Annotated in this window: 22 protein-coding genes and 1 pseudogene; 16 read left to right on the top strand and 7 right to left on the bottom strand. The window is 72.5% G+C overall.

What is annotated here, in order from left to right; genetic code table 11:
* Positions 1–12: 12 nt before the first annotated feature.
* On the top strand, positions 13–768 hold the full coding sequence (hisF, locus tag AB0F04_RS08720; protein WP_362039240.1) for an imidazole glycerol phosphate synthase subunit HisF: 756 nt from the start codon (positions 13–15) through the stop codon (positions 766–768).
* Positions 769–830: 62 nt separating this feature from the next.
* Here hisF and AB0F04_RS08715 read toward each other — a convergent pair whose 3' ends face one another.
* Complete coding sequence (locus AB0F04_RS08715; protein ID WP_362039238.1) at positions 831–1466, bottom strand: TIGR03085 family metal-binding protein; 636 nt, start codon at positions 1464–1466, stop codon at positions 831–833.
* A gap of 75 nt (positions 1467–1541) precedes the next feature.
* Between AB0F04_RS08715 and hisI the strand changes: the two genes are divergently transcribed.
* From hisI to lgt, 11 genes are all read left to right on the top strand, one after another.
* Positions 1542–1937, top strand: a complete 396-nt coding sequence (hisI, locus tag AB0F04_RS08710; RefSeq protein WP_362039236.1) for a phosphoribosyl-AMP cyclohydrolase — start codon at positions 1542–1544, stop codon at positions 1935–1937.
* Between the two features lie 11 nt (positions 1938–1948).
* A complete protein-coding gene (locus AB0F04_RS08705; RefSeq protein WP_362039233.1) occupies positions 1949–3430 on the top strand; it encodes an anthranilate synthase component I in 1482 nt (493 codons plus the stop codon).
* A 41-nt stretch (positions 3431–3471) separates the two neighbouring features.
* On the top strand, positions 3472–4116 hold the full coding sequence (locus tag AB0F04_RS08700; protein WP_362039230.1) for a TIGR02234 family membrane protein: 645 nt from the start codon (positions 3472–3474) through the stop codon (positions 4114–4116).
* 119 nt (positions 4117–4235) lie between these two features.
* Positions 4236–4487, top strand: a complete 252-nt coding sequence (locus tag AB0F04_RS08695) for an HGxxPAAW family protein (RefSeq protein ID WP_362039228.1) — start codon at positions 4236–4238, stop codon at positions 4485–4487.
* A gap of 82 nt (positions 4488–4569) precedes the next feature.
* Positions 4570–5004: a DUF2752 domain-containing protein gene (locus tag AB0F04_RS08690; RefSeq protein WP_362039226.1), complete on the top strand. Its 435-nt coding sequence runs from the start codon at positions 4570–4572 to the stop codon at positions 5002–5004.
* A 140-nt stretch (positions 5005–5144) separates the two neighbouring features.
* Entirely contained in the window at positions 5145–5954 is an 810-nt protein-coding gene (trpC, locus tag AB0F04_RS08685) for an indole-3-glycerol phosphate synthase TrpC (protein ID WP_362039224.1), read from the top strand.
* A gap of 20 nt (positions 5955–5974) precedes the next feature.
* On the top strand, positions 5975–6199 hold the full coding sequence (locus AB0F04_RS08680) for a tryptophan synthase subunit(beta) (protein WP_362039222.1): 225 nt from the start codon (positions 5975–5977) through the stop codon (positions 6197–6199).
* 59 nt (positions 6200–6258) lie between these two features.
* Positions 6259–7545 carry a tryptophan synthase subunit beta gene (gene trpB / locus AB0F04_RS08675; protein WP_362039219.1) on the top strand — a complete coding sequence of 429 codons (1287 nt, stop codon included), beginning with the start codon at positions 6259–6261 and terminating at the stop codon, positions 7543–7545.
* Positions 7542–8360: a tryptophan synthase subunit alpha gene (gene trpA, locus AB0F04_RS08670; protein WP_362039217.1), complete on the top strand. Its 819-nt coding sequence runs from the start codon at positions 7542–7544 to the stop codon at positions 8358–8360. The genes trpB and trpA overlap by 4 nt, the downstream gene beginning before the upstream one ends.
* 86 nt (positions 8361–8446) lie before the next feature.
* A complete protein-coding gene (locus AB0F04_RS08665; protein ID WP_352095239.1) occupies positions 8447–9223 on the top strand; it encodes a thioredoxin domain-containing protein in 777 nt (258 codons plus the stop codon).
* Positions 9224–9307: 84 nt separating this feature from the next.
* Positions 9308–10276, top strand: coding sequence for a prolipoprotein diacylglyceryl transferase (gene lgt, locus AB0F04_RS08660; RefSeq protein WP_362039215.1), 969 nt, complete (start codon positions 9308–9310; stop codon positions 10274–10276).
* A 106-nt stretch (positions 10277–10382) separates the two neighbouring features.
* Here the strand turns inward: lgt and AB0F04_RS08655 are convergent, their stop codons facing one another.
* Genes AB0F04_RS08655 through AB0F04_RS08630 form a run of 6 tightly spaced genes read right to left on the bottom strand, consistent with a single transcriptional unit; the run spans position 10383 to position 17174 of the window.
* Positions 10383–11195, bottom strand: coding sequence for a CoA ester lyase (locus AB0F04_RS08655; protein ID WP_362039213.1), 813 nt, complete (start codon positions 11193–11195; stop codon positions 10383–10385).
* Positions 11192–12391 carry a CoA transferase gene (locus AB0F04_RS08650; protein ID WP_362039211.1) on the bottom strand — a complete coding sequence of 400 codons (1200 nt, stop codon included), beginning with the start codon at positions 12389–12391 and terminating at the stop codon, positions 11192–11194. The genes AB0F04_RS08655 and AB0F04_RS08650 overlap by 4 nt, the downstream gene beginning before the upstream one ends.
* Positions 12388–13749, bottom strand: a complete 1362-nt coding sequence (locus AB0F04_RS08645; RefSeq protein WP_362039209.1) for an ADP-ribosylglycohydrolase family protein — start codon at positions 13747–13749, stop codon at positions 12388–12390. Before AB0F04_RS08645 ends, AB0F04_RS08650 begins: the two co-directional genes overlap by 4 nt.
* Positions 13737–14906 carry an ADP-ribosylglycohydrolase family protein gene (locus AB0F04_RS08640; RefSeq protein WP_362039206.1) on the bottom strand — a complete coding sequence of 390 codons (1170 nt, stop codon included), beginning with the start codon at positions 14904–14906 and terminating at the stop codon, positions 13737–13739. The genes AB0F04_RS08645 and AB0F04_RS08640 overlap by 13 nt, the downstream gene beginning before the upstream one ends.
* 7 nt (positions 14907–14913) lie before the next feature.
* Positions 14914–16152, bottom strand: a complete 1239-nt coding sequence (locus AB0F04_RS08635) for an ADP-ribosylglycohydrolase family protein (protein WP_362039205.1) — start codon at positions 16150–16152, stop codon at positions 14914–14916.
* Positions 16149–17174: an ADP-ribosylglycohydrolase family protein gene (locus AB0F04_RS08630; protein WP_362039202.1), complete on the bottom strand. Its 1026-nt coding sequence runs from the start codon at positions 17172–17174 to the stop codon at positions 16149–16151. Before AB0F04_RS08630 ends, AB0F04_RS08635 begins: the two co-directional genes overlap by 4 nt.
* A 227-nt stretch (positions 17175–17401) precedes the next feature.
* Here AB0F04_RS08630 and AB0F04_RS08625 point away from each other — a divergent pair, with 227 nt between their 5' ends.
* From AB0F04_RS08625 to AB0F04_RS08610, 4 genes and pseudogenes are all read left to right on the top strand, one after another.
* A complete protein-coding gene (locus AB0F04_RS08625; RefSeq protein WP_362039200.1) occupies positions 17402–18133 on the top strand; it encodes a VIT1/CCC1 transporter family protein in 732 nt (243 codons plus the stop codon).
* 383 nt (positions 18134–18516) lie between these two features.
* Positions 18517–23115: a glutamate synthase large subunit gene (gene gltB / locus AB0F04_RS08620; protein WP_362039197.1), complete on the top strand. Its 4599-nt coding sequence runs from the start codon at positions 18517–18519 to the stop codon at positions 23113–23115.
* Complete coding sequence (locus AB0F04_RS08615) at positions 23108–24571, top strand: glutamate synthase subunit beta (RefSeq protein ID WP_362039194.1); 1464 nt, start codon at positions 23108–23110, stop codon at positions 24569–24571. Before gltB ends, AB0F04_RS08615 begins: the two co-directional genes overlap by 8 nt.
* Positions 24572–24688: 117 nt before the next feature.
* A pseudogene (locus tag AB0F04_RS08610) lies at positions 24689–25404 on the top strand (ABC transporter ATP-binding protein).
* Positions 25405–25415 lie beyond the last annotated feature (11 nt).

Raw genomic sequence — 25415 nt, 5'->3', positions numbered from 1 at the left:
GGAGCACGATTCATGACCCTGGCGGTCCGAGTCATCCCCTGCCTGGACGTGGACAACGGCCGGGTCGTCAAGGGCGTCAACTTCCAGAACCTGCGCGACGCGGGCGACCCCGTCGAGATGGCCAAGGTGTACGACGCCGAGGGCGCCGACGAGCTGACGTTCCTGGACATCACCGCCTCGTCGGGCAACCGCGAGACCACCTACGACGTGGTGCGCCGCACGGCCGAGCAGGTGTTCATCCCGCTCACGGTCGGCGGCGGCGTCCGCACCGCCGAGGACGTGGACAAGCTGCTGCGGGCCGGAGCGGACAAGGTCGGCGTCAACACCGCCGCCATCGCCCGCCCGGAGCTCATCCGCGAGATCGCCGAGCGCTTCGGACGCCAGGTCCTGGTCCTGTCGGTGGACGCCCGCCGCACCGACTCGGGCTCCTTCGAGGTGACCACCCACGGCGGTCGCCGCTCCGCCGGCATCGACGCCGTCGAATGGGCCCACCGGGCCGCGGAACTGGGCGCGGGCGAGATCCTGCTCAACTCGATGGACGCCGACGGCACCAAGGACGGCTACGACCTGGAGATGATCCGGGCCGTCCGCAAGCACGTCACCGTCCCCGTCATCGCCTCGGGCGGCGCGGGCAGGCTGGCCGACTTCCCCCCGGCCGTCGAGGCCGGCGCAAACGCGGTCCTGGCCGCGTCGGTGTTCCACTTCGGCGACCTGCGGATCGGCCAGGTCAAGGAGACGCTGCGGGAGGCGGGCCACCCGGTGCGGTGACGCCGCCCCCGACCGCCCGGAGCCCCGGCCGCCTGCTGCGGCCGGGGCTCCGGCACCCGGGCTCAGATCCCGAGCTGCTTCGTCTCGTTGAGTTTCGCGATCGCGTTCTCGTCGCCGTCCAGGTCGACCTTGGCCGCGCTCTGCCGGCCGTAGGAGAACAGCACCAGCTCGGACGGCTCGCCGGTCACCGTGACCACCGGGGTGCCGCGGTGGGCGACCGCCGTCTGGCCGTCGGGGCGGCGCAGCACCAGGCCCGTCGGGACGCCGCGGCCCATCAGGCGGGCCGTGCGCTCCAGGCGGGCCCACAGGGCGTCCTGGAAGACCGGGTCGAGATCGCGCGGCGACCAGTCGGGCTGGGCGCGCCGCACGTCCTCGGTGTGGACGTAGAACTCGATGATGTTCGACGCCTCGTCGACCGGCTTGAGGGAGAAGGGGGAGAACCGCGGGGGCCCCGTACGGATCAGCTGGATCAGCTCCTCGTACGGCTTGCCCGTGTACTCCGCCATCACCTTGTCCAGACGCGGCGCGAGCTGCTTGATCAGCATTCCGCCGGCGGCGTCCGGGCGGCGCTCGCGCACCACCACGTGCGCCGCGAGGTCACGGGTCCTCCAGCCCTCGCACAGGGTGGGCGCGTCCGGGCCCGCGGTCTCCAACAGGTCGGCGAGGAGAAGTCGTTCACGCTTGGCATGGGTCGACATGCGGCCCAGCCTACGACCGGCCCCCCGGTCCGCCCAGTGGACACTCCACCGGGCACGTCAGTGGCGCGCGGCACAATGGTCACCATGACCAGCCTGCCCAGCCGCCTGGACCCGGAGATCGCCGCGCGCCTCAAGCGCAGCCCCGACGGCCTCCTGCCCGCCATCGCCCAGCAGTACGACACCAAAGAGGTGCTGATGCTCGGCTGGATGGACGACGAGGCGCTGCACCGCACCCTGACCACCGGCCGGTGCACGTACTGGTCGCGCAGCCGCCGGGAGTACTGGGTCAAGGGCGACACCTCCGGCCACTTCCAGTGGGTGAAGTCCGTCGCCCTGGACTGCGACGCCGACACCGTGCTCGTCGAGGTCGACCAGGTCGGCGCCGCCTGCCACACCGGAGCCCGCACCTGTTTCGACGAGGACGTGCTCCTGAAGGACGGCGGCTCCGACCGCCCCGCCCGGGATCAGTAGGGTCAGCGGCCATGGACCTCGAGACGTTCCGCAAGCTCGCCACCGACCGGCGGGTCATCCCCGTCACCCGCAAGCTCCTCGCCGACGGCGACACCCCGGTCGCGCTCTACCGCAAACTCGCCGCCGAGCGGCCCGGCACCTTCCTGCTGGAGTCCGCGGAGAACGGCCGCTCGTGGTCCCGGTACTCCTTCGTCGGCGTGCGCTCCGCGGCGACACTGACCGCACGCGACGGTCAGGCCCACTGGCTCGGCGCGCCGCCCGTCGGCGTCCCCACGGACGGTGACCCGCTCGCCGCCCTGCGCGCCACCATCGACACCCTGCACACGCCCCACCAGGAGGGCATGCCGCCCTTCACCGGCGGCATGGTCGGCTACCTCGGCTACGACATCGTCCGCCGCCTGGAGAAGATCGGCCCCGGCGAGCGCGACGACCTCAAGCTCCCTGAGCTGACCATGCTCCTCACCAGCGACCTGGCCGTCATGGACCACTGGGAGGGCTCGGTCCTGCTGATCGCCAACGCGATCAACCACAACGACCTGGAGACGGGCGTCGACGAGGCCCACGCCGACGCCGTCGCCCGCCTCGACGCGATGCAGGCCGACCTGTCCCGCCCGGTCGCCCAGCCCCCCGCCGTCCTCCCGCCCTCCGAGCTCCCCGAGTACACCGCGTTGTGGGGCGGCCCCGACTTCCAGGTGGCCGTCGAGGACATCAAGGAGCGCATCCGGGCCGGTGAGGCCTTCCAGGTGGTGCCCTCCCAGCGCTTCGAGACGCCGTGCACCGCGAGCGCGCTGGACGTCTACCGGGTCCTGCGGGCCACCAACCCGTCCCCGTACATGTACCTGTTCCGCTTCGACGGGTTCGACGTCGTCGGCTCGTCCCCCGAGGCCCTGGTCAAGGTCGAGGACGGCCGCGCCATGGTGCACCCCATCGCCGGCACCCGCTGGCGCGGCGCCACCCCCCAGGAGGACCAGGCCCTCGCCGACGAGCTGCTCGCCGACCCCAAGGAACGCGCCGAGCACCTCATGCTCGTCGACCTGGGCCGCAACGACCTGGGGCGGGTCTGCGAGCCCGGCTCGGTGGAGGTCGTCGACTTCATGTCCGTCGAGCGGTACTCGCACGTCATGCACATCGTCTCGACCGTGACGGGCCGCGTCGCCCCGGGCCGCACCGCCTTCGACGTCCTCACCGCCTGCTTCCCGGCCGGCACCCTCTCCGGTGCCCCGAAGCCCCGCGCCATGCAGATCATCGACGAACTCGAACCCTCCCGCCGCGGCCTCTACGGCGGCTGCGTCGGCTACCTCGACTTCGCCGGCGACTCCGACACGGCCATCGCCATCCGCACGGCCCTCCTGCGCGACGGCACCGCCTACGTCCAGGCCGGCGCGGGCATCGTCGCCGACTCCGACCCGGTCGCCGAGGACACCGAGTGCCGCAACAAGGCGGCCGCGGTCCTGCGGGCCGTCCACACGGCGAACCGGCTCGGAAAGGCCTGAGATGAACCCCGGGTGACGGTTCGCCCGGGCTTCAGGCGATAGTGGGGTACGTGACTGCTGTACCTCACCCCCGTTCCGAAGCCCCCGGATCCGCCCGGGCCGGCCGCCTGAGCCTCGCCGTGGCGCTGCTGAGCGGCGCGCTCGGCGCCGCCGTGGCGCTGCTCGCCACCCGGCAGGAGTGGTCGCAGGGCACCGCGACGGTGGCCGGCGGCGCCTTCCCCCTCACCGCCAAGGGCAGCGACGTCACGGGCGTTCCCGCGGCGCTCGCCGTCGTGGGCCTCGCCGCGCTCGTCGCCGTGTTCGCGGTCCGCCGTGCCGGCCGCCTGATCGTCGCCGCGCTGCTGGCGCTCTCCGGCGTCGGCATCGTCGCCGCGGCCCTGCTCGGCGCCTCCGACAGCGCCGCGCTCGACGAGCAGGCCGCGCAGGCCTCCGGCGACACCTCGGCCTCCGTCGACGCCCTCAGCCACACCGCCTGGCCGTACGTCGCGGTCGTCGGCGGCGTCCTGATCCTCCTGGCCGGGCTGCTCGCCCTGCGGTACGGCCGGCTGTGGCCCGGCATGTCCGGCCGCTACGAGCGGTCCGGCAGCACGCCCCAGCCGCGCCGCAAGGCCCCCGCCGTCGACCCCGACCGCCCCGAGGACCTGTGGAAGGCGCTCGACCGCGGCGAGGACCCGACCGGGGCCTGAGCCCACACGGGCGACCGGGGCGGCCGGGGGAGCACCCCCGCTCACCCCGCACGCGCGCGTGCGGGACAATGGGCCCGAGCGTCCTGCTCAGACACGCACACAGCAACGAGGAGCAAGCAATGGCGGGCAGCAGCCACGGTCACACCCCGGCCGCCTGGACCGGTGTCACGATCGCCTTCATCGGTTTCTGCGTCTCGGGCGCGTTCATGGTGATGGACCAGCCGGTGGGCTTCTGGGCGGGCATGGTGGTCGTACTGCTCGGCGGTGTCGTCGGCGCCGTCATGCGGATGATGGGCCTGGGCCAGCCCAAGGACCTGCACCAGCCGCACCGGATGACGGGCGACCGCGAGCCGGCGCGCGCCGAGGGCTGACCCCCGCGGAACACCCTGGTCGTGAGAGGGGCGGCCGGCACTGAAGATGCCGGGACCGCCCCTCACGCGCGTGCGGGGCACAATGCCTACCGTGAACGCCGAGAGCCGAAGAGTGACGCCGAGCGTCCCGAGCCGTCTGGCCGTTCCCGCAGGGGTGCTCGCGGCCGTCGCCGCCGCCTTCGCCTACGTGGGCGCCGTGGACCCCAACGAGCCCGGCCACTACCCCGTCTGCCCGCTGCTGCGCTACACCGGCCTCTACTGCCCCGGCTGCGGCGGACTGCGCAGCGCGCACGCCTTCGTCCACGGGGACGTCCTCACCGCGCTGCACGCCAACGCGCTCGCGACCCTCGGCTATCTGGGCTTCGCCGTGCTGTGGACCGTATGGGTGGTCCACGCGGTCCGCGGGCGCCCCCTGCGGATCGACCCCCGTCCGGGGCCGGTGTGGAGCCTCGGGGCGTTGCTGCTGGTCTTCTCCGTCGTCCGGAACCTGCCCTTCGGCGGCTGGCTCCATCCCTGATCAACGGACGGGGGTCCAGGTACTGGGACCGGCGTCAACCGGATGCGGGGCCTGCGCCCGGCTGCGGATACCATCGCAGTGGCCGTCGGTTGTCCGACCGGTCGCTGGAACTGTCAAGAGTCTGGAAGGGGGCCGCTCGCGTGAGTGTGCTCGACGAGATCATCGACGGAGTCCGTGCCGACCTCGCGGAGCGGCAGGCGCGCGTCAGCCTCGACGAGCTCAAGGAGCGCGCGGCGAAGGCTCCCGCGGCCAAGGACGGCGTGGCCGCACTGCGCGGTGACGGTGTCAAGGTCATCTGCGAGGTCAAGCGCTCCAGCCCGTCCAAGGGCGCGCTGGCCGCGATCGCCGACCCGGCCGGACTCGCCGCCGACTACGAGGCGGGCGGCGCGGCCGTCATCTCCGTCCTCACCGAGGAGCGCCGCTTCGGCGGCTCGCTCGCCGACCTGGAGGCGGTCCGCGCCCGGGTGGACATCCCGGTCCTGCGCAAAGACTTCATCGTCACGTCGTACCAGCTGTGGGAGGCCCGCGCCTACGGCGCCGACGTCGTGCTGCTGATCGTCGCCGCCCTCGACCAGCCCGCCCTGGAGTCCCTCATCGAGCGCGCCGAGTCCATCGGGCTCACGCCGCTCGTCGAGGTGCACGACGAGGACGAGGTGGAGCGCGCCGTCGACGCCGGCGCCCGCGTCATCGGCGTCAACGCGCGCAACCTCAAGACCCTCGAGGTCGACCGCGGCACCTTCGAGCGGGTGGCACCGGAGATCCCCGACCACATCGTCAAGATCGCCGAATCCGGCGTCCGCGGCCCGCACGACCTCATCGCCTACGCCAACGCCGGCGCCGACGCGGTGCTGGTCGGCGAGTCCCTGGTCACCGGCAAGGACCCCAGGACGGCCGTCTCGGACCTCGTCGCGGCCGGCGAGCATCCCGCACTCCGGCACGGCCGGAGCTGATCACCGCTAAACTTGCCCCGATGACTCCCACCCTGACGACCGTGGACCGGTACGCCCGCCTCGCGCGCGGCTGCCGCCCCCGCGGCTGCCGCGCGCCCGCCCGCCGGGTCCACGGCCGCCGCGTCCGGTACGTCATCGGTGACGAACCGGGCCAGGTCAACGGCATGCGATGGCAGCGCGCCTCTTCTGCTTCTGGGGGCGCGGGGAACTGCGCGAACGGCCACAGCGGGACCGCAGTCGACTGACAACCCTTGCCCCCACGGCGATTAGTGCATTCCACACACACTCACCGTGAGGTATTCGCATGCCCAGCCAGTTCTTCATCCCCGACCCCGAGGGTCTCACCCCCAACCCCGACGGCTACTTCGGGGCCTTCGGCGGCAAGTTCATCCCCGAGGCCCTCGTCGCAGCCGTCGACGAGGTGGCCGTCGAGTACGACAAGGCCAAGCACGACCCGGAGTTCGCAAGGGAACTCGACGACCTCCTGGTCCACTACACCGGCCGCCCCTCGGCGCTCACCGAGGTCCCCCGCTTCGCCGCGGAAGCGGGCGGCGCACGGATCTTCCTGAAGCGGGAAGACCTCAACCACACCGGCTCCCACAAGATCAACAACGTCCTCGGCCAGGCGCTGCTCACCAAGCGCATGGGAAAGACCCGGGTCATCGCCGAGACCGGCGCCGGACAGCACGGCGTGGCCACGGCCACCGCCTGTGCGCTCTTCGGCCTCGACTGCACGATCTACATGGGCGAGATCGACACCCGGCGCCAGGCCCTCAACGTGGCCCGCATGCGCATGCTCGGTGCCGAGGTCATCGCCGTGAAGTCCGGCAGCCGCACGCTGAAGGACGCCATCAACGAGGCCTTCCGCGACTGGGTCGCCAACGTCGACCACACGCACTACCTCTTCGGCACCGTCGCCGGCCCGCACCCCTTCCCCGCGATGGTCCGCGACTTCCACCGGGTCATCGGCGTCGAGGCCCGCCGCCAGCTCCTGGAGCGGGCCGGCCGTCTCCCCGACGCCGCGATCGCCTGCGTCGGCGGCGGCTCCAACGCCATCGGCCTCTTCCACGCCTTCATCCCCGACACCGGCGTCCGCCTCATCGGCTGCGAGCCGGCCGGGCACGGCGTCGAGAGCGGCGAGCACGCCGCGACCCTCACCGCGGGCGAGCCCGGCATCCTGCACGGCTCGCGCTCCTACGTCCTGCAGGACGACGAGGGCCAGATCACCGAGCCCTACTCGATCTCCGCCGGCCTGGACTACCCGGGCATCGGCCCGGAGCACTCCTACCTGAAGGACTCCGGCCGCGGCGAGTACCGCGCGGTCACCGACGACGCGGCCATGCAGGCCCTGCGCCTGCTGTCGCGCACCGAGGGGATCATCCCGGCCATCGAGTCCGCCCACGCCCTCGCCGGAGCCCTGGAGGTCGGCAAGGAGCTGGGCAAGGACGGGCTGATCGTCGTCAACCTGTCCGGCCGCGGTGACAAGGACATGGACACCGCCGCGCGCTACTTCGGCCTGTACGACACCGACGCCGAGGTCGCCGCCGACTCCGACACCGACACCGCCGAGATCGAGGGGGACGCCAAGTGAGCGGCAACATCCAGCTGTTGACGGACACCCTCGCCGCGGCGAAGTCCGAAGGGCGCTCCGCCCTCATCGCCTACCTCCCGGCCGGGTTCCCGACCGTGGACGGCGGCATCGAGGCGATCAAGGCCGTCATCGACGGCGGCGCCGACGTCGTGGAGGTGGGCCTGCCGCACAGCGACCCCGTCCTCGACGGCCCGGTCATCCAGACCGCCGACGACATCGCCCTGCGCGGCGGCGTGAAGATCGCCGACGTGATGCGCACGGTCCGCGAGGCCCATGCCGCCACCGGCAAGCCGATCCTCGTCATGACGTACTGGAACCCCATCGACCGCTACGGCGTCGAGCGGTTCACCGCCGAGCTGGCCGAGGCGGGCGGCGCCGGGTGCATCCTGCCCGACCTGCCCGTGCAGGAGTCGGCGCTGTGGCGGGAGCACGCCGAGAAGCACGATCTCGCCACCGTCTTCGTCGTCGCGCCCAGCAGCAAGGACGAGCGGCTCGCGCAGATCACCGCGGCGGGCAGCGGCTTCGTCTACGCCGCCTCCCTCATGGGCGTCACCGGCACCCGCGCCACCGTCAGCTCGCAGGCCCAGGGCCTGGTGGAACGCACCCGGGCCACGCGCGCCGACCTGCCCGTCTGCGTCGGGCTCGGCGTCTCCAACGCCACCCAGGCCGCCGAGGTCGCCGGCTTCGCCGACGGCGTGATCGTCGGCTCGGCCTTCGTCAAGGCGATGCTGGACGCCCCGGACGACGCGGCCGGTCTGGACGCCGTCCGCACGCTCGCGGGCGACCTCGCCCAGGGCGTGCGCCGGCAGGCGTAACAAACCGGGAAGTCATACGGGTCCCTCGTACGGGTGGACCTGGGGCCGGGGAGGCGCGGTGCGCCTCCCCGGTTCGTTTCCGGGGTGTGAGCGAGAAGAACCGTGAGGGAAAGCGCACCGCCCGGGAGAAGCTGGCGGTCGAGCGCGAGAAGCAGAAGTCCGCGGACAAGCGCCGGCGCGCGCTGATCGTGGGCGGGGCCGTCGTCGCCGTCCTGGGACTCGCGGCGGTGATCGGCGTCGTCGCGGCCAACGCCGGCAAGGACGACGGCAGCGAGGCCTCGGGCCCCGTCGTGGTGCCCTCCGGAGCCCAGGGCAAGGACAGCCTCGCCCTCCCGGTAGGCAAGGACAGCGCCAAGTCCACGCTCACCGTGTGGGAGGACTTCCGCTGCCCCGCGTGCAAGTCCTTCGAGACGGCGTACCGGCCGGTGATCCACGAGCTGACGGACGCCGGCGAGCTGAAGGTCGAGTACCACCTGGTCACCCTGATCGACGGCAACATGCGCGGCACCGGATCCCGCAACGCCGCCAACGCGGCGGCCTGCGCCCAGGAGGCCGGGAAGTTCCCCGCGTACCACGACGTGCTCTTCGACAACCAGCCCTCGGAGGTCGACGACGCCTACGCCGACAACGCCAGGCTGATCGAGCTGGCCGGCAAGGTGGACGGTCTGGACACCCCCGCCTTCCGCACCTGTGTCGAGAAGGGCACGTACAACGGCTGGGTCGCCAAGTCTCACCAGGCGTTCAACAAGGGCGGCTTCTCGGGCACGCCGACCGTGCTGTTCGACGGCGAGAACATCTACCAGGACCGGACGATGACCCCGGCCAAGCTGAAGCAGATGGTGCAGGAGGCGAACAAGGGGTAAGGGTCATTCTCACGCCCCTGTTATGGACCCGTAGCCGGGCTGCCTGCCGCGGGCCCGGTGCGGCACGGTAGCGTCGACCTTGCCATGGAACTTGCCTTCATTCCCAGCCCGTCGCGCGGGGTGCTGTACCTCGGCCCCATTCCGCTGCGCGGCTACGCGTTCTGCATCATCATCGGCGTCTTCGTCGCGGTCTGGCTCGGCAACAAGCGCTGGATCGCCCGGGGCGGGCGGGCCGGCACGGTGGCCGACATCGCTGTCTGGGCCGTGCCGTTCGGCCTGGTCGGCGGCCGGCTCTACCACGTGATCACGGACTACGAGCTGTACTTCAGCGAGGGCCGCGACTGGGTGGACGCCTTCAAGATCTGGGAGGGCGGCCTCGGTATCTGGGGCGCGATCGCGCTGGGTGCGCTGGGCGCGTGGATCGGCTGCCGTCGCCGCGGCATCCCTATGCCGGCCTACGCCGACGCCGTCGCGCCGGGCATCGCCTTCGCCCAGGCGATCGGCCGCTGGGGCAACTGGTTCAACCAGGAGCTGTACGGCAAGCCCACCGACCTGCCGTGGGCCCTGGAGATCACCTCCTCGTCGGACGGGCGGGTGCCGGGCACCTATCACCCGACGTTCCTGTACGAGTCGCTGTGGTGCGTCGGTGTGGCGCTCCTGGTCATCTGGGCCGACCGCCGCTTCCGGCTCGGACACGGCCGGGCGTTCGCGCTGTACGTCGCCGCGTACTGCGCGGGGCGTGGCTGGATCGAGTACATGCGGGTCGACGACGCCCACCACATCCTGGGCGTCCGGCTGAACGTGTGGACCGCGATCCTCGTGTTCCTGCTCGCGGTGACGTACCTGGTGGTGTCGTCCAGGAAGCGGCCCGGACGGGAGGACGTCGTCGAGCCGGGTGCGGATGCCTCCGGCGGTGAGACCGACGGTGCCGAGCCGGCCGGTGCGGCGGGCAAGGCCGACCGGGCCGAGGACGCCGGGGAGGACGACGAGCCCGCGGGCGGGGCCGAGGCGGACGATGCCCGGAACGAGGCCGGGTCGGGGAAGAAGAGCTGACGGTCCGCCGCATGTGACGCACCGAGGGCGCCCGGGATTTTCCCCGGGCGCCCTCGGTGCGTCAGCGGCGCCGGGTAACGGGCCGTTGGGCGTGGCCGTGGGCGTGTCAGTGGTGGCGGGTCAGGGACAGGGTGCGCCGGGCCGCCGTGACCATCGCCGCGTCGATGAAGCGGCCGTCCGGCAGGGCCTGGGCGCCCTGCTCGGCGGCGGCCGCCTCGAGGACCGTTTCCGCCTGCTCGATCTCCTCCGCACCGGGCAGATAGGCCCGCTCGATCACCGGCAGCTGGCGGGGATGGATCGCGGCCCGGCCCAGGAAGCCCAGGGCGCGGCCGTGCGCGCAGGACGCGGCCAGGCCCTCCTGGTCGTGGATGTCCGGGTGGATCGACTGGGCCGGTGGTGGCAGGCCCGCGGCGCGGGCGGCCACGACCACCCGGGATCGGGACCAGTCCAGGCCCGTGCCGTCGCGCACGCCGAGGTCGGCGCAGAGGTCGGCCTCCCCGAGCGAGATGCCCCGCAGACGGGGGTGGGCGGTCGCGACGGCGTAGGCCCGCTCCACACCGAGGGCCGTCTCCAGGAGCGCGTACAGGTCGGTCCGGGCCGTGCGGCGGGCCACGCGGACGATCTCGGCGGCCGAGGTCACCTTCGGCAGCCGCAGCCCGGACAGGCCCGGCGCTCCCACGAGGGCGGCGATGTCCTGCTCGCCCCGGCGGCCCAGCGGGTTGACGCGTACATGGACCGGCACCTGGGGCCGGTCCGTGAGCAGCTCCGCGGTGGCGGCGCGGGCGTAGGCCTTGCGGTCCGGGGGGACCGCGTCCTCCAGGTCGACGACCACGACGTCGGCGCCGCTGGTGAGGGCCTTCGCCACCACGTGGGGGCGGTCGCCCGGGGCGTAGAGCCAGGTGAGCGGGTACGCCGTCACAGGGCGCCCTCCGCGCGCAGCGCCGCGAGGTCGCCCGGTGTCAGGCCCAGTTCGGTGAGGACCTCCTCGGTGTCGGCGCCGTGCGGGCGGCCGGCCCAGCGGATGGCGCCGGGCGTGGCGGAGAGCCGGAACAGGACGTTCTGCATGCGCAGCGGGCCCAGTTCGGGGTCGTCGACGGTGGTGATGGTCTCCAGGGCCTGGTACTGCGGGTCCGCCATCACGTCCCGGACGTCCTGGACCGGGGCCACCGCCGCCTCGGCCTTCTCGAACGCGGCCAGGACGTCGGTCCGGGTGCGCGCGGCGATCCAGGTGCCGACCGCCTCGTCCAGGACGTCGGCGTGGCGGGCGCGGTCGGCGCCCGTGGCGAACCACGGCTCGTCGATCAGTTCCGGGCGGCCGACCAGATGCATCACGCGTTCCGCGACCGACTGGGCCGAGGTGGAGACGGCGACCCAGGTGCCGTCCGCGGTGCGGTAGACGCCGCGCGGGGCGTTGTTGGGGGAGCGGTTGCCGGTGCGGGGCTGGACGTGCCCGAGCTGGTCGTACCAGAGGGGCTGGGGGCCGAGGGCGGCCAGGATCGGCTCGATCAGGGCCGTGTCGACGACCTGGCCCTCGCCGGTGCGCTCGCGGGCGGCGAGCGCGGTCATCACGGCGTACGCGGTCGTCAGGCCCGCGATGGAGTCGGCCAGGCCGAACGGCGGGAGGGTCGGGGGCGCGTCCGGTTCGCCGGTGATCGCGGCGAAGCCGCTCATCGCCTCGGCGAGGGTGCCGAAGCCGGGGCGGTGGGCGTAGGGGCCGAACTGGCCGAAGCCGGTGACCCGGGCCAGGACCAGGCGGGGGTTGGCCGCCGACAGCTCCGGCCAGCCGAGGTCCCACTTCTCCAGGGTGCCGGGGCGGAAGTTCTCGATGATCACGTCGGTGCGGGCGGCCAGGCGCAGGAGGATGGCGCGGCCGCCGGGCTTCGACAGGTCGAGGGTCATGGTCCGCTTGTTGCGGCCCAGCATCTTCCACCACAGCCCCACGCCGTCCTTGGCCGGGCCGTGGCCGCGGGAGGGGTCGGGTTTGCCCGGGTGCTCGATCTTGACGACCTCGGCGCCGAAGTCGCCGAGCAGGGTGGCGGCCATCGGACCGGCGAAGAGAGTGGCGAGGTCGAGGACCCGCAGGCCGGTGAGGGGCCCGGTCGTGGAGGCGGTCATGGGCGACGGGTCTCCCGGTGTGTGAGGTGGGCGAGGGTGTCGAAGCCGATGCCGTTGAAGTCGCCGATGGACGTGGCCAGCCGGTTCTTCAGGGGTGCGGTCCAGCGGCCGGGGAGCGCCGCGGGGTGCCCGGCCAGCAGTCCGCTGATGCTGCCCGCCGTCGCGCTGTTGGAGTCGGTGTCCCAGCCGCCGCTCACCGCGCGGCAGACGGAGCCGGTGAAGTCGCCGTTCGCGTGGGTGAGGGCGGCGGCGATCAGCGCGGTGTTGGGGACGGCGTGCACCCAGTGGTGGGTGGCGGCGTGGGTGGCGTGGAGTGTGTCGACGACGGTGTCGAAGTCCTCGTGCTCGTGCGCGAGCCGGACGGCTTCGGTGACGGCCCGGGCGAGGCGGGAGCGTGGCGGGACGACGGTGAGGCCGGTACGGACACAGGTGTGGACGTCGTGGTCGCCGGTCGCGGCCGTCGCGATGACGGCCGCCGTGAACATCGCCGCGTAGACGCCGTTGGCGGTGTGCGTGAGGGTGGCGTCCCGGTGGGCCTGCGCGGCCGCCGCGGCCGGGTCGCCGGGGTTGGTCCAGCCGTGGACGTCGGCGCGGATCAGGGCGCCGATCCATTCGCGGAACGGGTTGCGGTGGCGCGCGGTGTGCGGGGGCTCCAGGCCGGTCAGGAGGTTGCGGTAGGCGACGCGTTCGGCGGTGAACGTGCGGCCGGCGGGGAGTTCGTCGAGCCAGGTCCGGGCCACGTCCGCGGTGGTGAAGGCCTTGCCGCAGCGCTGGAGCAGGACGAGGTTGAGCACCGGGTAGTCGAGGTCGTCGTCCTCGGGCATGCCGTCGATGTTCTCGGCGAGGGAGGTGGCTGCCGAGCGGCGGTTCCAGGGATGCCGTTCGAGGAGTTCCGCCGGGACGCCCCGGGCGGTGAAGTAGGTGGTGAGGGGCCAGTTGCCGGTGGAGCGGGCGAGCCGGCGGATGGCGTCGAGGGGGAGCTTCTCGACCGGTTTGCCCAGGAGGCAGCCGGCGGCGCGGCCGAGCCAGGCGGCTTCCAGGCGTTCCGGGGTGGTGGCCGGGGTGCCCAGGGGATCGGGCCAGTCGGGGCACGCGGACCTGATGCGCTCCAGGTCCGTGGGTTCGTCGTCGCTCAAGCGGCTGGGGAGGTCCGCCAGTTCGTCCAGGAGGTCCGCAGCCAGCCGGCGCAGGTAGCGGGACGCGGGGGTGGGGGACGCGCCCGCGGCGGCCGGGGCGTCCGGGCCGCCCGCCGCGCGCCAGCGGGCCGCGACCGCCCTCGGCTCGCGTCCGTCCAGGGCCGCCTGGCGGAGTTCGTGGCCGATCAGGTCCTCCGGCTGGACCCAGGTCAGTCGGAGCATTCCCGGCCTCCGAGGGATGCGAAGGCCTGCTCGTGGGCACGGCGGCGGGACATGTCCTTCGTGAAGATCTCGCGGGTCACGGCCGTGAGGGTGGCCGCCGGTTCCCAGAGGTCCAGTCGGCTCGCCTCCGCGACCGTCTTGGCCCAGTCCTCCGGGACCGGCGAGCCCAGGGCGCCCGCCAGGGCGCCGGCCATCGTGGCGATGGAGTCGCAGTCGCGGCCGTAGTTGACCGCGCCGAGGACCGCGTGGCGGTGGTCGCCGCGTGCCACGACCAGCATGCCCAGCGCGATGGGCAGTTCCTCGATCGCGTGCAGCCGGGACGGGCGGCGGGCGCCGAGCGAGGGGGCACGGTAGTCGGGGCCCACCGTGTCGAAGGGGGCCACCGCCTCGCGCAACGGCCGCAGTGCCGATTCGAAGTCCGTGTGCCGGGAGGCCTCCTCGCAGACCCGCTCGATCGCGGCCCGGGTGCCGTCCTTCGCGAGGGAGAGACACGAGGAGACCACCGAGTCCGGGGTCGCGCCGGGCGTGCACGCCGCCGCCACGGCCGCGGCCAGGACGCCCGCCGCCTCACGGCCGTACGACGACTGGTGGGCGCCGGCGATGTCGAGTGCCTCGGTGTAGGCCGCACGCGGGTCGGCCGCGTTGACCAGCCCGACCGGGGCCGTGTACATCGCCGCCCCGCAGTTGACGATGTTGCCGGTGCCGGCCTCGCGCGGGTCGGCGTGGCCGTAGTGGATCCTCGTCACCAGCCACTTCTCGGCCAGGAAGATCCGCTGGAGGGGGAGTGCCTCGGTCTCCAGTTCCGGGATCCAGCGGGGCTCGGTCATCAGGTCCGGGACCAGATGGTCGGCGATCGCGTAGGCGTCGAGGTGGTCGCGGACCCGGGCGTAGACGCGGACCAGGGCATGGGTCATCAACGTGTCGTCGGTGACGTGGCCGTCGCCCTTGTGGTACGGGGCGAGGGGGCGGGCCGTGCGCCAGTCGTCGCCGTGCCAGGGGCCGACGATGCCGTGGACGCGGCCGCCGTGGCGTTCGAGGATCTGCTCGGGCGAGTAGCCCTCGACGGGTCCGCCGAGAGCGTCACCGACCGCCGCCCCGACCAGGGCACCGGCGATCCGCTCGTCCAGTGGGGCGTTTTGATGGGTTTTGGGCTGCATGGCCGCATCATCCACCCGGGCGGGCCGGTTGTACCGCTTCCAGGAGTTCGGCGAGTTCCACCAGGTCCGTGCCGGTGAGGCGGGGCAGGGCGCAGCCGGAGAGGGTGCGGCAGCTCTCCCGCCAGGACTCGGGGACGGACGCGCCGCCGCCCAGCGCGCCGGTGAGGGCGCCGGCCAGGGCCGGGGCGGAGTCCGCGACGCGGGACAGGCAGGCCGCCGCGGGGATCGCCTCCGCGATGCGTCCGCGGGCGGCGGTGGCCAGGGCGAGGGCGACCGGGACGGTCTCGGCGGCGGCGATGCCGTAGCTGTAGACGTGGTCGACGATCTGGTGCTCCAGCGGTGGGACCAGGGCGAAGGCACTGTCCGCGGCGGCGGCGAGCCGCAGGGCGTGCCGGGCGTTACGGCCGATCTCCGTCTCCTCGGGCAGTTCGGCGAGGGCCGCGGTGACGCAGGCGTCGACGTCCGCACCGGCCAGGGCGAGGGAGAGCGCGGCCGCCATCGCGCGGGCGCCGTGCACGCCGTCGCCGTCCTGGGTGTAGCGGGCGTCGAACTCCGCCAGGTCGGCGGCGCTGCGGGGGTCTCCGGGGTGGGCCACGGCCAGGACGCAGGCGCGTACGCAGGCGGCGTCGTCGAAGTAGTGCGGGTTGTCGTGGCCGGTGGCGGGCGGGCGCAGGCCGGTGGCGAGGTTGCCGAGGCCGGCGCGGACGGAGATGCGGGCGCGCAGGGGGAGGACGGCGGACTCGATCTCGGGGGCGCGCTCCGCCGCGGCGGCGACCTCGGCGGCGAGGGCGTTCCAGGTGAGGTCGATGGCGGCTCGGGAGCGGCGGTCGCGGCTGAGGTCGTTCAGAACGGTGTCGTCGCCTGCGCGCAGGAGGGCTTCCGCGGCGAAGGCCGCCCATTCGGCGTCGTCGGAGGGGCCGAGGTGCAGGGGCTCGGGGGGCTGGTTCAGGGCGATGGGGACGGGGAGGGTGGTGGTGGCGTTGTGTTCGGCGAAGGTGTCGAGTTCGCGGGTGAGGCGGCGGGTCCAGTCGGGCATGCGGGCGGCTCGGTGCCGGGCCGCGGGCCAGCCGGCGGCGTCGCCGGCGGCGAGTCCGAGCAGGAGGCCTTCGGCCCGTCTCGTGGGTTCGGCTTCGCCTTCGGCCCTGTTGTCTCCCGTCCGCGCACCGCCCGCGACTGTCACCCGAGGGGCCTTGGTCTCCCGTGGGGCGCGCTCGCCGTCGGCGGCTGGCCGCGTGTGCGTCGTCATACGGGGGTCTCCGATCCGTCTCCCGCTGCCAGGGCGAAGTCGCTCGGGCTCGGATCCCCGCAGGGGTCCGCCGGTGTCAGCAGGTCCGCCACGTCCAGGACGTGGTAGCCGGCCATCGCCGGGAGGCAGGACCCACGGGCCGGGGTGATGGCCGCGGCCCACGCCGCAGGGATCGCCGACACGCCCCGGGTCGCGCCCGCCAGTGCCCCCGCCACCGCGGCCGTCGTGTCCGCGTCGCGGCCCATGTTCACCGCCGTCAGGACCGACCGCTCGAAGTCGCCGTCGGCCGCCGCGTACGCGCCGAAGGCGAGGGCGACGGCCTCGGGGGCCAGGTCGGTCCAGGGGTAGCCGCCGATGACGACCGCCGAGCGGACCGCGCGTTCGCCGCGGTGGGCGACGGCCACCGCGCGGCGCAGGCTGCGGGCCGTCCAGGAGTCGTCGGGGACGACCGCGAGGGCCGCCGCCACGACCGCGTCCGGCGGCGTGCCCGCCATCGCCGCCGCGACACCCGCGGCCACCGCCCGGCCGCCGTGGATGCCCTCGCCGTCATGGCTCACCGAGCCGTCGATCGCGACCAGCCGGGCCGCCTCCGCCGGGCGGCCCGCGGCGAACACGCCGAAGGGGGCCGCGCGCATGGCCAGGCCGTCGCTCCACGCGTGCCGGTGCTGGGCGGAGATCGGGGCGGCCAGGCCCCGCCGGAGGTTCTCCAGGGTGCCGCGTTCGCTGAACCCGGCGCCCCGGAAGGGGCCTTCGTCGCGGTCGGCGATCCACTCGTGCCAGGCCGCTTCCACATGGCCCGCGGTGAGTGCGCAGCCGTGCCGGGCGAGCAGCAGGCCGGAGAAGATCGCGTACTCGGTGTCGTCCGTGCCGGACGGGTTGTCGGCGACGTAGCCGGTGATACGGCCCCACCGGGCACGGATCTCGGAGGGCTTCATGTTCTCGGCGGGGGCCCCGAGCGCGTCACCGACGGCCAGGCCCAGCAGTGCGCCCCGTGCCCGTGCCCGGAGCCCGATCGATGCCATGGGGGATGTGTCCCACTCCGGTGACTCCGCCGAGCCTCACGAGCCCCAGCATCACCCGGTCGACATCTGCGCGCAGCGATGATCAGGTGAGCGGAAAACGGTAAACCTGCAGGTTAGCGCAGCCTTTCCTTGCTGGCGGGGACGGAATCCGGGGCGTAGTTTTGGCGTTGTAAAACTCTGGAACGAGTCCAAAGACAGTCTGTGGACGGGGAGTGGGGTTCTTTTTCATGGCCATCATCGAGACCGAGGCGACGCTGCACGAGGCGCACCGGGACAACCACACGCACCGGGACGTGAACGGCGGCTGGCTGCGTCCCGCGGTGTTCGGCGCGATGGACGGCCTCGTCTCCAACCTCGCCCTGATGACCGGCGTCGCGGGCGGTGCGGTCAGCCAGCACACCGTCGTCCTCAGCGGACTCGCGGGCCTGGCCGCCGGCGCCTTCTCCATGGCCGCCGGCGAGTACACCTCCGTCGCCTCGCAGCGCGAGCTCGTCGAGGCCGAGCTGGACGTGGAGCGACGTCAGCTGCGCAAGCACCCCAAGGACGAGGAGGCCGAGCTCGCCGCGCTCTACGAGTCGAGGGGAGTCGAGCCGCGGCTGGCCCGCGAGGTGGCCCGGCAGCTGTCGAAGGATCCCGAGCAGGCCCTGGAGATCCACGCCCGGGAGGAACTGGGCATCGACCCCGGCGATCTGCCCTCGCCCACCGTGGCCGCGGTGTCCAGCTTCGGCTCCTTCGCGCTCGGCGCGCTGATCCCCGTCGCGCCCTATCTGCTGGGCGCGAGCAGCATGTGGCCGGCCGTCCTGCTGGCGCTGCTCGGGCTCTTCCTGTGCGGCGCGGTGGTGGCCAAGGTGACGGCACGCACCTGGTGGTACAGCGGGCTGCGGCAGCTGTTGCTGGGAGGCGCGGCGGCCGGTGTGACGTACGCCCTGGGCACCGTGTTCGGAACGGCCGTAGGATAGCGCGGCTCGGACTTATGCAAGGGGCTGCATAAGTAGTCGTTACTGGTTGGTTTCGGATGTGCGACCACCGGGCATGAGCCGTAAGCGCTGCGGGCAACGACGCCCGCCGCGCACCCCAGCGGGTCGGGCGAAGACGCCTGCCCCGCTCCACGGGCCCTACGCAGACCGATCTGACCCGATCGTTTCGTGCGGTCCCTCCACAGCTTCCACTGCTGGTGCGGTACCCCCGCCGCGAACCCGCAGTGTCCGCATGCTGGAACGGATTATCCCGGTTCCCGAGAACCGCTCCATCATGTAACCTGCACGAAATTTTGCGATCACGCGAGGGCCAACGTCGTCCCTCGGCACTTTTGCATATGCCACAGACGACGACGGGAGAGCCGATGCGTACGCCGCGCCAGCCGTCCCAGCATTCCGCGAATGGCCAGAACTGGTCGTTCATGGATGCTCGCCCTGCTGCGCAGGGTATGTACGACCCCCGCAACGAGCACGACGCCTGCGGCGTCGGCTTCGTCGCCACCCTCACCGGCGAGGCGTCCCACACCCTGGTGGAACAGGCTCTGACCGTTCTGCGCAACCTCGAACACCGCGGCGCCACCGGCTCCGAGCCCGACTCCGGCGACGGCGCCGGCATCCTGTCGCAGGTCCCGGACGCCTTCTTCCGTGACGTGGCCGGATTCGAACTGCCCGGCGCCGGTTCCTACGCCGTCGGCATCGCCTTCCTGCCGGAGGACTCCACCGCCGACGCCGTCTCGCAGATCGAGGCGATCGCGGCCGACGAGGGCCTGACCGTCCTCGGCTGGCGCGAGGTGCCGGTCGCTCCCCAGCTGCTGGGTGCCACCGCCCGGTCGACCATGCCGGTCTTCCGCCAGATCTTCGTCACCGACGGCGTTTCGGAGGGCATCGCCCTCGACCGCAAGGCCTTCGTGCTGCGCAAGCGCGCCGAGCGCGAGGCCGGTGTCTACTTCCCGTCGCTGTCCGCGCGGACGATCGTCTACAAGGGCATGCTGACCACCGGCCAGCTGGAGCCCTTCTTCCCGGACCTGTCCGACCGCCGCTTCGCCTCCGCGATCGCGCTCGTGCACTCCCGGTTCTCGACGAACACCTTCCCGTCGTGGCCGCTGGCCCACCCGTACCGCTTCGTCGCGCACAACGGTGAGATCAACACCGTCAAGGGCAACCGCAACTGGATGGTCGCCCGCGAGTCGCAGCTCGTCTCCGACCTGTTCGGCGGCGACGACAAGGCCATCGATCGGATCTTCCCCGTCTGCACGCCGGACGCCTCCGACTCCGCGTCCTTCGACGAGGTCCTCGAACTCCTGCACCTGGGCGGCCGTTCCCTGCCGCACTCCGTGCTGATGATGATTCCCGAGGCGTGGGAGAACCACGACTCCATGGAGCCGGCCCGGCGCGCCTTCTACCAGTTCCACTCCACGATGATGGAGCCCTGGGACGGCCCGGCCTGCGTCACCTTCACCGACGGCACCCAGGTCGGCGCGGTCCTCGACCGCAACGGCCTGCGCCCCGGCCGCTACTGGGTCACCGACGACGGCCTCGTCGTCCTCGGCTCCGAGGTCGGCGTCCTGGACATCGACCCCTCCAAGGTCGTCCGCAAGGGCCGCCTCCAGCCCGGCCGCATGTTCCTCGTCGACACCGCCGAGCACCGCATCATCGAGGACGACGAGATCAAGGCCGAGCTCGCCGCCGAGAACCCCTACGCGGAGTGGCTCGAGGCCGGTGAGATCGAGCTCGAGGACCTGCCCGAGCGCGAGCACATCGTGCACACGCACGCCTCGGTCACCCGCCGCCAGCAGACCTTCGGCTACACCGAGGAAGAGCTGCGCGTCCTCCTCGCGCCGATGGCCAAGGCCGGTGCCGAACCGATCGGCTCGATGGGCACCGACTCGCCGATCGCCGCCCTGTCGGACCGCCCGCGCCTGCTCTTCGACTACTTCACCCAGCTGTTCGCGCAGGTCACCAACCCGCCGCTGGACGCCATCCGCGAGGAACTGGTCACCTCCCTGCGCTCGTCGCTGGGCCCCCAGGGCAACCTGCTCGACCCGAGCGCGGCCTCCTGCCGCAGCGTCCTGCTGCCCTTCCCGGTGATCGACAACGACGAGCTGGCCAAGCTCATCCACATCAACGCCGACGGCGACATGCCCGGCTTCAAGGCCGCGACGCTCTCCGGCCTGTACCGGGTGCACGGCGGCGGTGACGCGCTGGCCGCCCGCATCGAGGAGATCTGCGCCGAGGCCGACGCCGCCATCGACAACGGCGCCCGCCTGATCGTCCTGTCGGACCGCCATTCCGACGCCGAGCACGCGCCGATCCCGTCGCTGCTGCTCACCGCGGCCGTCCACCACCACCTCATCCGCACCAAGCAGCGCACCCAGGTGGGCCTGCTGGTCGAGGCCGGTGACGTCCGCGAGGTCCACCACGTCGCCCTGCTCATCGGCTACGGCGCCGCCGCCGTCAACCCCTACCTGGCGATGGAGTCCGTCGAGGACCTCGTCCGCGCCGGCACCTTCCTGCCCGGCATCGAGCCCGAGAAGGCCATCCGCAACCTCATCTACGCCCTCGGCAAGGGCGTGCTGAAGGTCATGTCCAAGATGGGCATCTCCACCGTCGCCTCCTACCGCGGCGCCCAGGTCTTCGAGGCCGTCGGCCTCGACGAGGCCTTCGTCGAGAAGTACTTCAACGGCACGGCCACCAAGATCGGCGGTGTCGGCATCGACGTCGTCGCCAAGGAGGTCGCCGCCCGGCACGCCAAGGCCTACCCGGCCTCCGGCATCGCCCCCGCGCACCGCGCGCTGGAGATAGGCGGCGAGTACCAGTGGCGCCGCGAGGGCGAGCCGCACCTGTTCGACCCGGAGACGGTCTTCCGCCTCCAGCACTCCACGCGCTCCGGCCGCTACGACATCTTCAAGAAGTACACCGAGCGCGTGAACGAGCAGTCCGAGCGCCTGATGACGCTGCGCGGCCTGTTCGGCTTCAAGTCGGACCGCGAGCCGATCTCCATCGACGAGGTCGAGCCGGTCTCCGAGATCGTCAAGCGCTTCTCCACCGGCGCCATGTCGTACGGCTCCATCTCCCAGGAGGCGCACGAGACCCTCGCCATCGCCATGAACCAGCTGGGCGGCAAGTCCAACACCGGTGAGGGCGGCGAGGACGCGGAGCGCCTGTACGACCCGGCCCGCCGGTCGTCCATCAAGCAGGTCGCCTCCGGCCGCTTCGGTGTGACCTCCGAGTACCTGGTCAACTCCGACGACATCCAGATCAAGATGGCCCAGGGCGCCAAGCCCGGTGAGGGCGGCCAGCTGCCCGGCCACAAGGTCTACCCGTGGGTCGCCAAGACGCGTCACTCGACGCCCGGTGTCGGCCTCATCTCGCCGCCGCCGCACCACGACATCTACTCCATCGAGGACCTCGCCCAGCTGATCCACGACCTGAAGAACGCGAACCCGCAGGCGCGGATTCACGTGAAGCTGGTCTCCGAGGTCGGCGTCGGCACGGTCGCCGCGGGTGTGTCCAAGGCGCACGCGGACGTCGTCCTGATCTCCGGCCACGACGGCGGCACGGGCGCCTCCCCGCTCACCTCGCTGAAGCACGCCGGCGGCCCCTGGGAGCTCGGCCTCGCCGAGACCCAGCAGACGCTGCTGCTCAACGGCCTGCGCGACCGCATCGTCGTCCAGACCGACGGCCAGCTGAAGACCGGCCGTGACGTGGTCATCGCCGCGCTGCTCGGCGCCGAGGAGTTCGGTTTCGCGACCGCGCCGCTCGTCGTCTCCGGCTGCGTCATGATGCGCGTCTGCCACCTCGACACCTGCCCGGTCGGCATCGCCACGCAGAACCCGGTGCTGCGCGAGCGCTACTCCGGCAAGGCCGAGTACGTCGTGAACTTCTTCCAGTACATCGCCGAAGAGGTCCGCGAGATCCTCGCCGAGCTGGGCTTCCGCTCCATCGAGGAGGCCGTCGGCCACGCCGAGACGCTCGACGTGACCCGCGCGGTCGACCACTGGAAGGCCCAGGGCCTGAACCTGGAGCCGCTGTTCCACGTGCCCGAGCTGCCCGAGGGCGCGGTGCGCCACCAGCTCATCGCCCAGGACCACGGTCTGGAGAAGGCGCTCGACAACCAGCTGATCAAGCTGGCCTCGGACGCGCTCGCCGCCTCCGGCGCCACCGACGCCCAGCCGGTGCGCGCCCAGGTGCAGATCCGCAACATCAACCGCACGGTCGGCACCATGCTCGGCCACGAGGTGACGAAGAAGTTCGGTGGCGCGGGCCTGCCCGACGACACCATCGACATCACCTTCACCGGCTCCGCCGGCCAGTCCTTCGGCGCCTTCGTCCCGCGCGGTGTCACGCTGCGCCTGGAGGGCGACGCCAACGACTACGTCGGCAAGGGCCTCTCCGGCGGGCGGATCGTCGTCCGCCCGGACCGCGCGGCCGACCACCTCGCCGAGTACAGCGTCATCGCCGGCAACACCATCGGCTACGGCGCCACCGGCGGCGAGATGTTCCTGCGCGGCAAGACCGGTGAGCGGTTCTGCGTCCGCAACTCCGGTGCCACGGTCGTCTCCGAGGGCGTGGGCGACCACGGCTGCGAGTACATGACCGGCGGCCACGCCGTGGTGCTCGGCGAGACGGGCCGCAACTTCGCGGCCGGCATGTCCGGCGGTATCGCCTACGTGATCGACCTGGACCGCGACAACGTCAACGCCGGCAACCTGGACGCCGTCGAGCCGCTCGACGACACCGACAAGCAGTGGCTGCACGACGTGGTCCGCCGCCACCAGGAGGAGACGGGCTCGACCGTCGCCGAGAAGCTCCTGGCCGAGTGGGACACCGCAGTCGAGCGCTTCAGCAGGATCATCCCCCGCACGTACAAGGCAGTGCTCGCCGCCAAGGAAGCCGCCGAGCGAGCCGGTCTGTCCGAGACCGAGACCCACGAGAAGATGATGGAGGCGGCGATCAATGGCTGACCCGAAGGGCTTCCTGAACCACGGGCGCGAGGTCGCCAAGTCCCGCCCCGTCGAGGAGCGCGTCAAGGACTGGAACGAGGTCTACGTCCCCGGCTCCCTGCTGCCGATCATCAGCAAGCAGGCCAGCCGCTGCATGGACTGCGGCATCCCGTTCTGCCACAACGGCTGTCCGCTCGGGAACCTCATCCCCGAGTGGAACGACTACGCCTACCGCGAGGACTGGGCCGCCGCCTCCGAGCGCCTGCACGCGACGAACAACTTCCCGGAGTTCACCGGCCGCCTGTGCCCGGCTCCGTGCGAGTCGGCCTGTGTGCTCGGCATCAACCAGCCGCCGGTCACCATCAAGAACGTCGAGGTCTCGATCATCGACAAGGCGTGGGAGACCGGGGACGTCGCCCCGCAGATCCCGGAGCGCCTGTCCGGCAAGACCGTCGCCGTCGTCGGCTCGGGCCCGGCGGGTCTCGCCGCCGCCCAGCAGCTGACCCGCGCCGGCCACACCGTCGCCGTCTACGAGCGCGCGGACCGCGTCGGAGGCCTCCTCCGCTACGGCATCCCCGAGTTCAAGATGGAGAAGCGGCACATCAACCGCCGCATCGAGCAGATGCGCGCGGAGGGCACCCGCTTCCGCACGGGCATCGAGATCGGCCGCGACCTGAAGGCCACGGACCTGAAGAAGCGCTACGACGCGGTCGTCCTGGCCGTCGGTGCCACCACGGCCCGCGACCTGCCGGTGCCCGGCCGCGAGCTCAAGGGCATCTACCAGGCCATGGAGTACCTGCCGCTGGCCAACAAGGTCCAGGAGGGCGACTACGTCACCACTCCGCTGTCGGCCGAGGGCAAGCACGTCGTGGTCATCGGCGGCGGCGACACCGGCGCGGACTGCGTGGGCACCGCCCACCGCCAGGGCGCGGCCTCCGTCACGCAGCTGGAGATCATGCCCCGCCCGGGCGAGGAGCGGCACCCCACCAACCAGCCCTGGCCGACCTTCCCGATGCTGTACAAGGTCACCTCGGCGCACGAGGAGGGCGGCGAGCGGGTCTACTCCGTCTCGACGACCCACTTCGAGGGCGACGAGGACGGCAACGTCCAGTGGCTGCACCTCACCGAGGTGGAGTTCATCGACGGCAAGCTGACCCCGAAGCCGGGCTCCGAGCGCAAGATCCCCGCGCAGCTGGTGACCCTCGCGATGGGCTTCACCGGCACCGACCGGGAGAACGGCCTGGTCGAGCAGTTCGGCCTGGAGCTCGACGAGCGCGGCAACATCGCCCGCGACGCCGACTTCCAGACCAACGTGCCGGGCGTGTTCGTCGCCGGTGACGCCGGCCGCGGCCAGTCGCTCATCGTCTGGGCGATCGCCGAGGGCCGCTCGGCGGCGCGCGGAGTGGACCGTATGCTCACGGGTGCCAGCGAGCTGCCGGCACCGATCCGTCCCACGGACCGCGCGCTGATGGTCTGACCGCACCGCACCAGACGTCCCGTACAAAGGCGTGCGGAACACTGACGGCGCCTGCCCCACAGTCCCCGACCGGACGACCGGGCAGGCGCCGTCGCACGTCCTCAGCAGGATGCCGTGATGACCGAGAACACCAGCCCGGCAGGTGCCGCCCTCGCCGACGACCCGGCCGGGGAACCGATGCTGCGGGTGGCGGATCTGCACCACTCCTACGGCACCGGGGCCGCGGCCGTACACGCGCTGCGCGGTGTCTCCTTCGCCGCCCGGCGCGGGGAACTGGTCGCCCTCAAGGGCCGCTCGGGCTCCGGCAAGTCGACGCTGCTCCATCTGATCGGCGGTCTCGGCACCCCGCAGCGCGGCCGGGTCGCCGTGGGCGGCACCGACCTGTCGGCGCTCGGCGAGAGCGAGCTGCTGCGACTGCGCAGGGACCGGATCGGTTTCGTCTTCCAGTCCTTCGGGCTCATCCCCATCCTCACCGCCGCCGAGAACGTGGGTGTGCCGCTGAGACTGCGCCGGGCCGAGCCGCGGGAACGGGAGGAGCGGGTGGCGATGCTGCTGGCCCTGGTGGGGCCGGCCGGACACGAGACACAGCGGCCCGCCGAGCTCTCCGGCGGGCAGCAGCAGCGGGTCGCCATCGCCCGGGCCCTCGCCAACCGTCCGGACCTGCTGCTCGCCGACGAGCCGACCGGCCAGCCGGCCTGGCGGTGATGGAGCTGCTGCGCGCCGTGGTCCGCAGCGAGGGCGTCACGGCCCTCGTCGCCACCCACGACCCCCAACTCCTCGGTTTCGCCGACCGGGTGCTGGAACTGAGCGACGGAGTGGTCGTCGAGCAGTGAGAGGATGCCGC

Origin of the sequence: Streptomyces sp. NPDC029041 (assembly GCF_040637515.1) — a bacterium.
GTDB lineage: Bacteria > Actinomycetota > Actinomycetes > Streptomycetales > Streptomycetaceae > Streptomyces.
Note: the sequence above shows the minus strand (reverse complement) of the source record. Positions and strands in the feature narration are given on the sequence as shown.